Annotated in this window: 15 protein-coding genes; 6 read left to right on the forward strand and 9 right to left on the reverse strand. The window is 69.4% G+C overall.

Annotated features, from left to right (window positions below; genetic code table 11):
• The 6 genes from murJ to trxA form a co-directional block, all read left to right on the forward strand.
• Positions 1 to 1,639: murein biosynthesis integral membrane protein MurJ (gene murJ / locus EAO70_RS14325; protein WP_148003484.1), on the forward strand; the 1,639-nt coding region annotated here is incomplete at its 5' end.
• 118 nt (positions 1,640 to 1,757) lie between these two features.
• Positions 1,758 to 3,446 (forward strand): protein kinase family protein, encoded by a 1,689-nt coding sequence (locus EAO70_RS14330; protein WP_148003344.1) that lies wholly within the window; start codon positions 1,758 to 1,760, stop codon positions 3,444 to 3,446.
• 37 nt (positions 3,447 to 3,483) lie between these two features.
• A complete protein-coding gene (gene sigM, locus EAO70_RS14335; protein WP_148003345.1) occupies positions 3,484 to 4,176 on the forward strand; it encodes an RNA polymerase sigma factor SigM in 693 nt (230 codons plus the stop codon).
• On the forward strand, positions 4,173 to 5,183 hold the full coding sequence (locus EAO70_RS14340) for a hypothetical protein (RefSeq protein WP_148003346.1): 1,011 nt from the start codon (positions 4,173 to 4,175) through the stop codon (positions 5,181 to 5,183). The genes sigM and EAO70_RS14340 overlap by 4 nt, the downstream gene beginning before the upstream one ends.
• 138 nt (positions 5,184 to 5,321) lie before the next feature.
• Positions 5,322 to 6,287, forward strand: coding sequence for a thioredoxin-disulfide reductase (gene trxB / locus EAO70_RS14345; RefSeq protein WP_148003347.1), 966 nt, complete (start codon positions 5,322 to 5,324; stop codon positions 6,285 to 6,287).
• A 46-nt stretch (positions 6,288 to 6,333) separates the two neighbouring features.
• On the forward strand, positions 6,334 to 6,666 hold the full coding sequence (gene trxA / locus EAO70_RS14350; protein ID WP_148003348.1) for a thioredoxin: 333 nt from the start codon (positions 6,334 to 6,336) through the stop codon (positions 6,664 to 6,666).
• Between the two features lie 121 nt (positions 6,667 to 6,787).
• On the opposite strand, the gene EAO70_RS14355 is transcribed toward trxA, so the two are convergent.
• The 9 genes from EAO70_RS14355 to rpmH form a co-directional block, all read right to left on the reverse strand.
• The gene (locus EAO70_RS14355; RefSeq protein WP_148003349.1) at positions 6,788 to 7,405 is read right to left on the reverse strand and encodes a GNAT family N-acetyltransferase; all 618 of its coding nucleotides are present in this window, start codon (positions 7,403 to 7,405) and stop codon (positions 6,788 to 6,790) included.
• 160 nt (positions 7,406 to 7,565) lie between these two features.
• Positions 7,566 to 8,651, reverse strand: coding sequence for a ParB/RepB/Spo0J family partition protein (locus EAO70_RS14360; protein WP_148003350.1), 1,086 nt, complete (start codon positions 8,649 to 8,651; stop codon positions 7,566 to 7,568).
• Positions 8,648 to 9,724: a ParA family protein gene (locus tag EAO70_RS14365; protein WP_148003351.1), complete on the reverse strand. Its 1,077-nt coding sequence runs from the start codon at positions 9,722 to 9,724 to the stop codon at positions 8,648 to 8,650. Before EAO70_RS14365 ends, EAO70_RS14360 begins: the two co-directional genes overlap by 4 nt.
• A gap of 236 nt (positions 9,725 to 9,960) precedes the next feature.
• Positions 9,961 to 10,677 carry a 16S rRNA (guanine(527)-N(7))-methyltransferase RsmG gene (gene rsmG, locus EAO70_RS14370; protein ID WP_148003352.1) on the reverse strand — a complete coding sequence of 239 codons (717 nt, stop codon included), beginning with the start codon at positions 10,675 to 10,677 and terminating at the stop codon, positions 9,961 to 9,963.
• A gap of 117 nt (positions 10,678 to 10,794) precedes the next feature.
• Positions 10,795 to 11,304, reverse strand: a complete 510-nt coding sequence (locus EAO70_RS14375) for a protein jag (RefSeq protein ID WP_148003353.1) — start codon at positions 11,302 to 11,304, stop codon at positions 10,795 to 10,797.
• A 28-nt stretch (positions 11,305 to 11,332) separates the two neighbouring features.
• Positions 11,333 to 12,658 (reverse strand): membrane protein insertase YidC, encoded by a 1,326-nt coding sequence (yidC, locus tag EAO70_RS14380; RefSeq protein WP_148003354.1) that lies wholly within the window; start codon positions 12,656 to 12,658, stop codon positions 11,333 to 11,335.
• Between the two features lie 3 nt (positions 12,659 to 12,661).
• Positions 12,662 to 12,988: a membrane protein insertion efficiency factor YidD gene (yidD, locus tag EAO70_RS14385; protein WP_015034858.1), complete on the reverse strand. Its 327-nt coding sequence runs from the start codon at positions 12,986 to 12,988 to the stop codon at positions 12,662 to 12,664.
• Positions 12,985 to 13,356 (reverse strand): ribonuclease P protein component, encoded by a 372-nt coding sequence (gene rnpA / locus EAO70_RS14390; protein ID WP_148003355.1) that lies wholly within the window; start codon positions 13,354 to 13,356, stop codon positions 12,985 to 12,987. The genes yidD and rnpA overlap by 4 nt, the downstream gene beginning before the upstream one ends.
• A 21-nt stretch (positions 13,357 to 13,377) precedes the next feature.
• A complete protein-coding gene (gene rpmH, locus EAO70_RS14395) occupies positions 13,378 to 13,515 on the reverse strand; it encodes a 50S ribosomal protein L34 (RefSeq protein ID WP_007265229.1) in 138 nt (45 codons plus the stop codon).
• Between the last annotated feature and the right edge of the window lie 114 nt (positions 13,516 to 13,629).

Raw genomic sequence — 13,629 nt, forward strand, 5'->3', positions numbered from 1 at the left:
CAAGAAGTCCGGCCGCGCCTCGGGGCTGCTGAAGTCGAGCGCGGTGATGGCCGCCGGCACCCTGGTCTCCCGGCTCACCGGCTTCGTCCGCAGCCTGGTGATCACCGGCGCGCTCGGCGCAGCCCTGCTCGGCGACACCTTCACCATCGCCTACACCCTGCCGACGATGATCTACATCCTCACCGTCGGCGGCGGCCTCAACTCGGTCTTCGTCCCGCAGCTCGTCCGCTCCATGAAGAACGACGAGGACGGCGGCGAGGCCTACGCCAACCGCCTGCTCACCCTGGTGATGGTGGCGCTCGGCGCGATCGTGGTCCTGGCCGTCTTCGCGGCCCCCCTGCTGATCCGGCTGATGTCGAACACCATCGCCGACGACGCCGCGGCCAACAGCGTGGCCGTGACGTTCGCCCGCTACTGCCTGCCCACCATCTTCTTCATGGGCGTGCACGTGGTGATGGGTCAGATCCTCAACGCCCGGGGCAAGTTCGGCGCGATGATGTGGACCCCGGTCCTCAACAACATCGTCATGATCGTCACCTTCGGCCTGTTCATCTGGGTCTACGGCACCTCCGCCGAGTCCCACATGGGCGTCCAGACCATCCCCGACGACGGCATCCGCCTGCTCGGCATCGGCACCCTGCTCGGACTCGTCGTCCAGGCCCTGGCGATGATCCCGTACCTGCGCGAGACCGGCTTCCGCTTCCGGCCCCGCTTCGACTGGAAGGGCCACGGGCTCGGCAAGACGGTCAAGCTCGCCAAGTGGACGGTCCTCTTCGTCCTCGCCAACCAGGCGGGCGTCCTGGTCGTCACCCAGCTCGCCACCGCGGCCGGTGAGGCGTCCGGCAAGAACGGCGCCGGCTTCCTGGCCTACTCCAACGCCCAGCTGATCTGGGGCATGCCGCAGGCCATCATCACGGTCTCCGTCATGGCCGCCCTGCTGCCGCGGATCTCCCGCGCCGCCCACGACAACGACCCCGGCGCCGTCCGGGACGACATCTCGCAGGGACTGCGCAACTCGGCGGTCGCGATCGTCCCGGTCTCCTTCGCCTTCCTGGCGCTCGGCGTCCCGATGTGCACCCTGCTCTACGCCTCCAGCGGCGTCGAGGCCGCCCAGGGCATGGGCTTCATCCTGATGGCCTTCGGCCTCGGCCTGATCCCCTACTCCGTCCAGTACGTCGTGCTCCGCGGCTTCTACGCCTATGAGGACACCCGGACGCCCTTCTACAACACGGTCATCGTCGCCGCCGTCAACGCGGCCGCCTCCGCGCTCTGTTACGTCGTCCTGCCCGCCCAGTGGGCCGTCGTCGGCATGGCCGCCTCCTACGGCCTGGCCTACGCCGTCGGCGTCGGCATCGCCTGGCGCCGCCTCCGCAAGCGGCTGGGAGGCGACCTGGACGGCACCCACGTGATGCGGACCTACGCCCGCCTCTGCATGGCCTCCGTGCCCGCCGCGATCGTCGCCGGCGCCGTCGGATTCGGCCTGCTCAAGCTCCTCGGCGAAGGCGCGTTGGGCTCGCTCGTCGCCCTGATCGTCGGCGGAGCGGTACTCCTCGGAGTCTTCTTCGTCGCGGCCAAGCGGATGCGGATCGCCGAGCTGAACACCCTGGTCGGAATGGTGCGCGGACGCCTGGGACGCTGAACCCGTCGGGCCGGCACAACCATCGGGGGGAACCGCGTGTCGTGCATAGCGTCCGACTGTGGGCACAATTGGCTTGGCTGTTGGATGTGGCGCAACGGATGGGGAGGCAGGAACGACGGTGGCGGAACGTAGCACGGCTGCCGTCGACGTGGCCGACAACAGCGGTGACGACCCGCTGACCGCCAAGGCGGACACGGCCGCGACCGACGGGGTGGCGGACAAGCAGAAGGCGGCGGAACAGCCCGCCGAGGCCACGGAGAAGAAGGCGGTCGAACGACAGAGCGGGGAGCAGCCCTCCCTCACGGCTCCGGAGCTGCACAGCGGCCACAAGCTGGCCAGACGCTACCGGCTGGAGGAGTGCGTCACCCGTCTGGACGGGTTCAGCAGTTGGCGTGCCGTCGACGAGAAGCTACGGCGTGCCGTCGGGGTCCATCTGCTGCCCGCGGACCACCCCCGGGCCCGTTCGGTCCTGGCCTCGGCCCGGGCCTCGGCGCTCCTCGGCGACCCCCGCTTCGTGCAGGTCCTCGACGCCGTCGAGGAGAACGACCTCGTGTACGTCGTGCACGAGTGGCTGCCCGACTCCACCGAGCTGACCGCGCTGCTCGCGGCCGGCCCGCTGGAGCCGCACGACGCCTACCAGCTCGTCAGCCAGGTCTCCCAGGCCATGGCCGCCGCCCACCGCGAAGGCCTGGCCCACCTCCGGCTCACGCCGAGCGCCGTCCTGCGCAGCTCCACCGGCCAGTACCGGATCCGCGGCCTCGCCGTGAACGCCGCCCTGCGCGGCATCACCGCCGACCGTCCACAGCGCAACGACACCGAGGCCATCGGCGCGCTCCTGTACGCCGCTCTCACCCAGCGCTGGCCGTACGACAGCGACGCCTACGGGCTCTCCGGCCTGCCCAAGGGCGTCGGCCTGCTCCCGCCCGACCAGGTCCGCGCCGGTGTGCACCGGGGCCTCTCCGAGATCGCCATGCGCGCCCTCGCGAACGACGGGGCCACCGCGTCCCGTCAGGAGCCGCCCTGCACCACTCCGGACGAGCTGGCCAAGGCGGTGGCCGCGATGCCCCGCGTGAAGCCCCCGGAGCCCGAGTTCACCGCCCCGCCCGAGTACCAGCGCACGACGTACCAGCAGGGCACCTACGGTCGTCCCCCGGTGCACCCCTCGGTCACCCAGCCGCTGGTCGTCCCGCCGCCCCCGCTGCAGAGCCGTACCGGCAAGGCGCTGAAGTGGGCCGTCTCGGCCCTGCTGATCGCCGCCCTGGGCCTCGGCAGCTGGCAGATCGCGGACCGGCTCCTCGCATCGGACTCCACCCGTGAGGAGACCCCGGCCCCGACGGCTACGGCCGACGAGAAGCCCGCCCCGCTCAAGCCGGTCACCATCGAGTCGGCCCAGGACTTCGACCCGCTGGGCAACGGCTCCGAGAAGCCCCAGGCCATAAACCTCGCCTACGACGGCGATCCCAGCACGTACTGGTACACCGAGAACTACCGCGGCCTCGGCTTCGCCAATCTGAAGACCGGCGTGGGCCTCGTGCTCGACCTGGGCAAGGCGCAGAACATCAGCGAGGTCGACCTGTCGTTCGTCGGCGTCACGTCGGTGGAGCTGCGTACGGCACCGTCCGACGCGACGTCGCAGCCGTCCCAGCCGGACTCGTACACCACCCAGGCGAAGGGACAGGGCAGTGAGGTCGCCCTGAAGCTGACCAAGCCCGTCATGACCCGCTACGTTCTCGTGTGGCTGACGGAACTGCCCTCCAACGACGGCGGCTACCGGGGCAAGCTGAGCGAAGTCAAGATCAGGGGCTGACGACCGCAGGGGAGGGGGCTCACCGTTGGACCGACCGATGGACGACGCCACGGACGACCAGGAACTCCTGGCACGCCATGTGGCCGGCGATCCGGACGCCTTCGGTGAGCTCGTGCGGCGTCACCGCGACCGGCTCTGGGCGGTGGCCCTGCGCACCCTGGGAGACCGCGAGGAGGCCGCTGACGCCGTCCAGGACGCCCTGCTGTCGGCCTTCCGGGCCGCCCACACATTCCGCGGCCAGTCGGCCGTCACCACCTGGCTCCACCGCATCACGGTGAACGCCTGTCTCGACCGTCTCCGTAAGTCGGCCTCGCGCAAGACCTCACCCGTCGACGACAACGACCGCTTCGAGCAGCTCCTCGAACCCCATGAATCCGCCGAGGCACCGGTGGAGCGGCAGGACGTCCACCGCGAGGTCCTCGCCGCGCTCGCGTCGATCCCCGCCGATCAGCGCGCCGCCCTCGTCCTGGTCGACATGCAGGGATACCCCGTCGCGGAGGCGGCCCGTATCCTCGGCGTTCCCACCGGCACCGTGAAGAGCCGCTGCGCACGCGGGCGGGCCCGACTGCTTCCGATGGTCACTCATCTGCGCGCCGAATCCGTGGGTACCGAAGCACCCGACGGGGGAAGGAACCGGACGCCGGGGACATCCGTCCCACCGGTGCCGGGGCCGACGGACACCGGAACGAATGATCCAGCTGCTGTGAAGGGCGGAGGCGGGCGCACGTGACTTCCACGGCCGACAAGGCCAACACCACACAGCACCCGGACGTCTCGGAGATCTCCGAGCTGACCGAGGGGCTTCTCTCACCGACCCGCTCGGCCGCGGTCCGCCGACATCTGGACGCTTGCCCCCTCTGCGCGGATGTACGCACCTCCCTGGAGGAGATCCGGGGGCTTCTCGGCACCCTTCCCGGCCCGCCCCGCATGCCCGCGGAGATCGCGGGGCGCATCGACGCCGCCCTCGCCGCCGAAGCCCTCCTCAATGCCACCACGCCGGACGGCGACGTCTCCGTTTCACGTGAAACGGAGCCTGACGCAGCAGACACCCCAGACCCAGCCGACACGGCTGACACCGCCGACACGGCTCCCTCGGTCACACACTCCTCCTCCGGTCCCACCGACCGCTCCTCCGACCGCTCCGTCGGCCGGGCCGCCGATCGTCCCGCCGGTCGCTCCGGTGCCGCCACCGGCCCCGGACGGGCCGGGAAGCCGCGTCGCCGCCGCATCGCCCTGCTCTCGACGCTCGGCGCCGCCTTCGGTGCCGTGATCCTCGGCACGAGCCTCTATCTCAGCCAGTCGGCCGACGTCACCGCCGGAGACCAGGCGGGCACCACCAAGGCCGACAGCAGCGCCGCCGCCCTCAATTCCTTCTCCGGCGCTCCGGTGGAGGACCGGGTCAGCGCGCTCCTGGCCAAGGGCGATTCCGCCATCACGCCCCGAGGCATCACGCCGGAGTCGATGTCGGCCGAAGGCCAGGGCACCGCCCCCCAGCGGAACAGGGACGGCGCCGTCCCCGGCTGCGTCGTCGCCGGGACCGGTCGCTCCGACACGGTGCTGCAGCACGAGCGAGGCGAGTACCAGGGGAAGCCGGCCTACCTCCTGGTCCTCAGCGACCCCGCGGACAGCAAGCGGGTCCAGGCCTATGTGGTGGATGCCTCCTGCGCGGAACGGACCGCCGGGAGTGGAAGCCCGGCCGCTGATCTGCTGTTCAGCGAGACCTACCCCCGCTCCTGACCCCTCTCTCCGTCCGGCAGCGGTGCCGCGCGGCGGTTTCGGGAATGTACGCCCCTTAGGATCCGTTGGGTGGGGTGAGAGTGACCGAGACAACCGCCCCGTAGGCAGTGGCAGTCTGCAGAGACGAGGAAGAAACCCGTGAGCGACGTCCGTAACGTGATCATCATCGGCTCCGGGCCCGCGGGTTACACCGCTGCGCTCTACACCGCCCGAGCGTCGCTGAACCCCCTGGTCTTCGAAGGTGCCGTCACCGCCGGTGGCGCCCTCATGAACACGACCGAGGTCGAGAACTTCCCGGGCTTCCGCGACGGCATCATGGGCCCGGACCTCATGGACAACATGCGGGCCCAGGCCGAGCGCTTCGGCGCCGAGCTCGTCCCCGACGACATCATCGCCGTGGACCTGACCGGTGAGATCAAGACCGTCACCGACACCGCCGGCACCGTGCACCGCGCCAAGGCCGTCATCGTCACCACCGGCTCGCAGCACCGCAAGCTCGGCCTCCCCAACGAGGACACTCTCTCCGGCCGCGGTGTCTCCTGGTGCGCCACCTGCGACGGGTTCTTCTTCAAGGACCAGGACATCGCCGTCGTCGGCGGCGGCGACACCGCGATCGAGGAGGCCACCTTCCTCTCGCGCTTCGCCAAGACGGTCACCATCGTCCACCGCCGCGACAGCCTGCGTGCCTCGAAGGCCATGCAGGAGCGTGCCTTCGCCGACCCGAAGATCTCCTTCGCCTGGGACAGCGAGGTCACCGAGATTCACGGTGAGCAGAAGCTCAGCGGTGTGACCCTGCGCGACACGAAGACCGGCGAGACCCGTCAGCTGCCCGTCACCGGGCTCTTCATCGCGGTCGGCCACGACCCGCGGACCGAGCTCTTCAAGGGTCAGCTGGAGCTCGACGCGGAGGGCTACCTCAAGGTCTCCGCCCCGTCGACGCGCACCAACCTCACGGGTGTCTTCGGCGCCGGCGATGTCGTCGACCACACCTACCGTCAGGCCATCACGGCCGCCGGCACGGGCTGCTCCGCCGCGCTGGACGCCGAGCGCTTCCTGGCCGCCCTCGCCGACAGCGAGAAGCTGGCCGAGACCCCCGCGGTCTGACACCCACTCTCCCCATCCCACACCCCGCGAGATCAAGGAGGCCGCTGTGGCCCTGAAGACTGTGACCGACGCTTCCTTCGAAGAGGACGTCCTCAAGAGCAACAAGCCTGTCCTGGTGGACTTCTGGGCCGAGTGGTGCGGCCCGTGCCGCCAGATCGCCCCGTCGCTCGAGGCCATCGCCGCCGAGCACGGCGAGATCGAGATCGTGAAGCTCAACATCGACCAGAACCCGGCCACGGCTGCCAAGTACGGCGTCATGTCGATCCCGACGTTGAACGTCTACCAGGGCGGCGAGGTCGTGAAGACGATCGTCGGTGCCAAGCCGAAGGCGGCCATCCTGCGCGACCTCGAGGGCTTCGTCGAGCCGACCAAGGCCTGATACTCCCGCTTCTGTTTCACGTGAAACCGAAGCAGCGTTTCACGTGAAACAACGAACGGCCCGCCCCCGGAAAGGGGCGGGCCGTTCGCGTGGGCCTGAGCACACCACGCCGAGCCCGGCGCTACAGAGGCCGCAGGACCGGATCCTTCTGGACCGCACCGAGGAGCCGGTCGAGCGCCATCTCGACGTCCTCCTTCCAGGAGAGCGTCGTCCTGAGCTCCAGCCGCATCCTGGGGTAGGCGGGGTGGGGACGGACCGTCTTGAAGCCCACCGCCAGCAGATGCTCGGCCGGCAGCACGCAGGCCGGCTCCTTCCACCGGGCGTCCCCGAACGCCTCGATGGCCTTGAAGCCTCGCCGCAGCAGATCCTTGGCCACCGTCTGGACGACCATCCGGCCGAGTCCCTGCCCCTGATACTCCGGCATGATCCAGGAGGTCATCAGCTGCACCGCGTCGGCCGCGACCGGGCTCGTGGGGAAGGCGGTGGAACGCGGTACATAGGCCGGGGGAGCGTAGAGGACATAGCCGACCGGTACGTCGTCGACATAGACCACGCGGCCGCAGGAACCCCACTCCAGGAGGACCCCGGAGATCCAGGCCTCCTTCTCCGGCTCTGAGCGCCCCGCCTTCACCGCGGCTTCCCCGCTGACGGGATCGAGCTCCCAGAAGACGCAGGAGCGACACCTCGTGGGCAGATCCGGAAGGTTGTCCAGCGTGAGCGGTACGAGCCGACGCCCCACGGCCGCGCCTCACTTCCCTCGCGAATCGATCACGGATACGCCTCTTGGAATCGTATCCATCGGCCGATCCGGATGACACCGCTCACAGGCAAAGGGCGGACCGCGTTCCGGTGAAACCAGAGCACGGCCCGCCCTCAGCGGCCTGCGACAGCGGAAGGCCTCAGCCCTCCGCCCCCTTCTCGGCATGCTGGTCCATGACCCGGCCCTCGCCGGGAGCCAGCGTCGCCAGGATGCGGTCGAGATCATCCACCGAGGCGAACTCGACGACGATCTTGCCCTTCTTCTGCCCGAGGTCGACCTTCACCCGGGTCTCGAAGCGGTCCGAGAGGCGGGAGGCGAGATCCGAGAGCGCGGGCGACACCCGGCCACCGGCTCGCGGCTTCGTCGGCTTCACCGCGTCGGGCTCCTCGGAACCCATGAGGCTCACCATCTCCTCGACGGTCCGCACCGACAGACCCTCGGAGACGATCCGGTAGGCCAGCTTGTCCTGGGCCTCCGGGTCGTCGACACCGAGCAGCGCCCGCGCGTGCCCGGCGGAGAGCACCCCGGCGGCCACCCGCCGCTGCACCGCCGGCGACAGCCGCAGCAGACGCAGCGTGTTGGAGATCTGCGGACGGGAGCGCCCGATCCGCTCCGCGAGCTGATCGTGCGTGCAGCCGAAGTCCTTGAGCAGCTGCTCGTAGGCGTGCGCCTCTTCGATCGCGTTCAGCTGGGCACGGTGGAGGTTCTCCAGGAGCGCGTCCAGGAGCATCTTCTCATCGTCGGTGTCCCGGACGATCGCCGGGATCCGCTCCAGACCCGCTTCCTTGGACGCCCGGAGACGCCGCTCACCCATGACCAGCTCATAGCCCTCCTCGGTCGTGCGCACGACCACGGGCTGGAGGAGGCCGACCTCCTTGATGGAGACGACGAGCTCCGCCAGGGCGTCCTCGTCGAAGACCTCGCGGGGCTGGTGCCGGTTGGGGACGATGGAGTCGAGCGGAAGCTCGGTGAAGTAGGCACCCGCCGGGGGCTCCGGCCGGACCACCGGCTCGGCGCCGTTCCACGAGGGCGCCGACTCCGGCGACTGCGTGCTCTGCGGGAGCGACGCCAGCTTCGCGGCCGCCACCCCGCGATCCGAAGGAATGCCGGCCGTCGAGCCGGGCGAGGCCACGCCCACGCCGTTCGACGGCGACTGCCGTTCCTGGGGAGCAGCGGGAATCAGCGCACCGAGCCCACGCCCCAATCCCCTACGTCGCTCGCTCACTGGATCCCCTCCGACATGCTGCGCTGGTGGTTCTGGTGCCCGACATGGGCGTGCTGCGGGTCGTAGTGCACGGCCGCCCCCCGCAGGGCGATCTCACGGGCCGCTTCGAGATACGACAGGGCACCGCTGGAGCCCGGGTCGTAGGTGAGGACCGTCTGCCCGTAGCTCGGTGCCTCCGAGATGCGGACGGACCGCGGAATGCTGGTCCGCAGCACCTCCTCGGCGAAGTGGGTGCGCACCTCGTCGGCGACCTGTGAGGCGAGCCTCGTCCGGCCGTCGTACATGGTGAGCAGGATCGTCGAGACATGGAGTCCCGGGTTGAGGTGGCCCCGGACCAGGTCGACGTTCCGCAGGAGCTGGCCGAGTCCTTCCAGTGCGTAGTACTCGCACTGGATCGGGATCAGCACCTCGGCTCCGGCCACCATGGCGTTGACCGTGAGGAGGCCGAGCGAGGGCGGGCAGTCGATCAGGATGTAGTCGAGCGGCTGCTCGTAGGCCTGGATCGCGCGCTGGAGGCGGCTCTCACGGGCGACGAGCGACACCAGCTCGATCTCCGCGCCGGCGAGGTCGATGGTCGCGGGGGCGCAGAACAGGCCCTCGACGTCCAGGACCGGCTGCACGACCTCGGAGAGCGGCCTGCTGTCCACGAGCACGTCGTAGATCGAGGGCACCTCGGCGTGGTGGTCGATGCCGAGCGCCGTGGAGGCGTTGCCCTGCGGGTCGAGGTCGATGACCAGGACCCGGGCGCCATGGAGGGCGAGGGACGCGGCAAGGTTGACCGTCGTGGTCGTCTTGCCCACGCCGCCCTTCTGATTGGCGACCACCATCACGCGCGTCTGCGCCGGGCGGGGAAGTCCCTCACCGGCACGACCCAGGGCCTCTACTGCCAGCTGGGCAGCACGACCAATGGGGGTGTCGTCCATCGGGGGCGGTGTTTCACGTGAAACATCCTCCCCCACCGATTCGGTTCGGGGACCGGGGACCGGATCGGTCATCGGTCCCGCGATGTTGGCGTCGGACCGCAAGGATTCACTCTCCTCGGCTTCAGGCTCGCGATGGGGAGAGCCTGCCATGCTTTCGGGGTCGTGAACCAGCGAGGCCGGTGGTTCTGTGGGTGAATCCACCTCTGTGGACATCCTCGTCACCCTCGTGGGTGGGTTCACGCGAGGTCGACGGTCCCGGGGCGTGGCAGCCGCGCGACCGCGGCTGATGATTCCCTGCAGCAGTGAGCGACGTTTCACGTGAAACACCATGCCCCTGCTCTTGGGCCGGGACCGTTCGACACTCCGAAATGGTACGAATGCGACGCTCAGCGGCGTCGACGGGTCTTGCTGGTCCGGGCAGCCTTGGCGCGCTTGGCGGCGAATCGCACACCGCCCGGGCTCTCGCCGACCTCAACCCGGACCACGGTGGACAGCGGATCGACGATCCCCTCGCCCACCTGCATCACGGAGGTCTCCACCACGCCGAGACGGGAGAGCGCGGCACGTGCTCCGCTGATCTCCTCCTCCGCGGTGTCACCCTTGAGCGCCAGCATCTCCCCGTACGGGCGCAGCAGGGGCACGCCCCAACCGGCCAGCCGGTCGAGCGGCGCCACCGCGCGGGCCGTCACCACGTGCACCGGCGTGATCTTGCCGAGCATCTCCTCCGCGCGCCCGCGGACCACGGTTACATGATCGAGGCCGAGCAGCTCGACGACCTCCTGGAGAAAGTTCGTCCGGCGGAGGAGCGGCTCCAGGAGCGTGATCTTCAGGTCGGGCCGGACCAGGGCCAGCGGGATGCCGGGCAGGCCGGCTCCGGAGCCCACGTCGCAGACGGTGACGCCCTCGGGGACGACCTCGGAGAGGACGGCACAGTTCAGCAGGTGGCGCTCCCACAGCCGGGGCACCTCACGCGGGCCGATCAGACCGCGCTTCACACCCGCGTCCGCGAGGAGTTCCGCGTACCGCACGGCCTCCGGGAAGTACTCGCCGAAGACTGTCCGCGCCTGCTCCGGAGCCTCGGGGAGCTGCGCTTCCTCCGTCACGGGAACCGTCCTTCCGTACCGCACGCATCGTCTGCGGGCGCGCTGTGATGGCTGACTATCAGGCTGACAAAGATCGGCCCCGCCTGCGAACAGACGGGGCCGACACTACGTGAGGGTTCAGGCCGGGAGAACAACGACGAAGCGCTGCGGCTCCTCGCCCTCGGACTCGCTGCGCAGACCGGCGGCGGCGATCGCGTCGTGCACGACCTTGCGCTCGAACGGCGTCATCGGGTCCAGCTTGACCGGCTGGCCGGTGGACTTCACCTCGCCCGCGGCCTTGGCGCCCAGCTCGGCGAGCTCGGCACGCTTCTTGGCGCGGAATCCCGCGATGTCGAGCATCAGACGGCTGCGGTCACCGGTCTCGCGGTGCACGGCCAGCCGGGTCAGCTCCTGGAGGGCCTCCAGGACCTCACCGTCGCGGCCCACGAGCTTCTGCAGCTCGCGCGCCGAGTCGCTGATGATCGAGACCGCGGCGCGGTCCGCCTCGACGTCCATGTCGATGTCGCCGTCGAGATCGGCGATGTCGAGCAGGCCTTCGAGGTAGTCGGCCGCGATCTCACCCTCCTGCTCCAGGCGGGTCAGGGTGTCGCCACCCTCGGCGGCGGCGGAGATGGTGCCTTCCGTCACGGATGGACTCCTTCTTGCTTCGCGAGGCTTACTTCTTGGAGGACGGGTGCTTGGGCCGCTGCTGGCCCTTGCGCTGACCGGACTTGCCCTGCTGGCGGGCCCCTCCGGAGTTGGCGCGGGGACGTGCGGGCTTGTCGCCCTGGGCCTCGCCCTTGGGCTCTTCCTTGGCGCCGGCCGGGGCGGAACCCTCGGGCTTCTTCTCGAGCGAGGTCACCGGGGCCTCCTCGGCGGCCGCCTCGGAAGCTTCCTCGGTGTCCTTCGCCGTGGCGTGCTGGGCCGCGGCGGCCTGGCGCTGGGCCTTGGTCTGACGCTTGGGCTGCTGACGCCTGGCAGCGGCGGCGCCCTCGGCGTCGGCGACGATCGTGTCGCCCTTGATCACGGTGCCGTCGGCCTGGGCGGCGAAGCCCGCCTTGGTCAGACCCGCGAAGAAGCGGCGCTCGTTCTCGTTGCGGTCGCTGCCCTTGGCGACGATGACCTTGACGATCGTCTTGCGGCGGCGGCCGCGGACCTCACCGTGCTGCGTGATGCTCTTCAGCAGGCGCTGGAGGTAGGAGTCCTGCGCCTTGCTGCCCGGGGTCGGGTTCTGGTTGATCACGTACATCTGCTGGCCCATGGTCCACACGTTGGTGGTCAGCCAGTAGACGAGGACACCGACGGGGAAGTTGATGCCCATGACGGCGAAGATCACCGGGAAGATGTACATGAGCATCTTCTGCTGCTGCATGTACGGGGTCTTCACCGAGAGGTCGACGTTCTTCATCATCAGCTGGCGCTGGGTGAAGAACTGCGAGGCCGACATCATGATGATCATGATCGCGGTGACGATGCGGACCGAGGTCAGCGAGGCGTCGAGCGCGGCGACCTCGGCGGCGGAGTCCGTGAACTTCGACGCCAGCGGGGCACCGAAGATGTGAGCCTGCCGGGCGCTGGCGAGGAGCTGGTCGTCGATGACGCCGATGGTCTTGCCCGAGGCGATGCTGGAGAGCACGTGGTAGAGGGCGAAGAAGAACGGCGACTGCGCCAGGATGGGAAGGCACGAGGAGAGCGGGTTGGTACCCGTCTCCTTGTACAACTTCATCATCTCTTCGGACTGACGCTGCTTGTCGCTCTTGTAGCGCTCCTGGATCGCCTTCATCTTCGGCTGGAGCGCCTGCATGTTCCGGGTCGACTTGATCTGCTTGACGAACAGCGGGATCAGGCAGATACGGATCAGCACCACGAGGGACACGATGGACAGGCCCCAGGCCCAGCCCGTGTCAGGGCCGAAGAGCGCCCCGTACACCTTGTGGAACTGGACGATCACCCATGAGACAGGTGTGGTGATGAAGCTGAACAGACTGGCAATCGTGTCCACTAATCAGGCTCCTTGAGCATTGGGCGAGGTCTCTGCGGCCGGGCTCGTCTCGGCGGTGGACCCGCCCTTGTCGCCGCGCAGCGCGTTCCTCAGCATTTCGTGCCAGCGGGGGCGCTTACGCGGGGGGACATGGTCCACACCGCCGGGCGACCACGGGTTGCACCGCAGGATGCGCCAGGCGGTCAGGGCCGTGCCCTTGATCGCGCCATGCCGGTCGATGGCCGTGAATCCGTAGTGGGAACACGACGGGTAGTACCGGCAGACGGGCCCGAGAAGCGGGCTGATCGTCCACTGGTACAGCTTGATGAGAGCCAGCAGCGGGTACTTCATCGCGCGCCCCCTCCCAGCAGCCGCTGGAGAGCGGCGTCCAGGTCTCGGGACAGCTGTGCGTGTTCGGCGTCGCCGGCTCCGGGCAACGCCCGTACGACCACCAGGCTACCGGGGGGCAGCTCGGAGAGCCGGTCGCGGACGAGGTGGCGCAGGCGACGCTTGACCTGATTGCGTACGACAGCGCCGCCCACGGCCTTGCTCACGACGAAACCCGCACGTGCCGGGGGAGCGCTCTCCCCAGGCGCGTGCGGGTTCGTTGCACCGCTGCGTAGGTGGACGACGAGGAGCGGGCGACCAGCCCGGCGACCTCGGCGTACCGCGGTTGCGAAGTCCTCGCGCCGCCTCAGCCGATTCTCGGTAGGCAGCACGTCATGACCTGTTTAAGCGGATCAGGCGGACAGCGCCGAGCGACCCTTGGAACGGCGGTTCGCAAGGATGGCGCGGCCGGCGCGCGTACGCATCCGCAGGCGGAAGCCGTGGGTCTTGGCGCGACGACGGTTGTTCGGCTGGAAGGTGCGCTTGCTCACTCGGGGGCTCCAGAAATGATTCGTAGATGGCGGGACATCGCCTGGCTGTCACCGTGCGCCCACGAGTAGCTCGCAATACGCCCGAGTGCACCGCTTCACGATCACAGACCGTGA

The organism is Streptomyces sp. adm13(2018) (assembly GCF_008042145.1).
In the GTDB taxonomy this organism is placed as follows: Bacteria; Actinomycetota; Actinomycetes; order Streptomycetales; family Streptomycetaceae; genus Streptomyces.

Bases quoted from the DNA above. Each gene is read 5' to 3' on its own strand.
- sigM (WP_148003345.1), top strand. From the start codon at position 3,484: ATGGACGACGCCACGGACGACCAGGAACTCCTGGCACGCCATGTGGCC.
- EAO70_RS14365 (WP_148003351.1), bottom strand. From the start codon at position 9,724: ATGGCAGGCTCTCCCCATCGCGAGCCTGAAGCCGAGGAGAGTGAATCC.
- yidD (WP_015034858.1), bottom strand. From the start codon at position 12,988: ATGAAGTACCCGCTGCTGGCTCTCATCAAGCTGTACCAGTGGACGATC.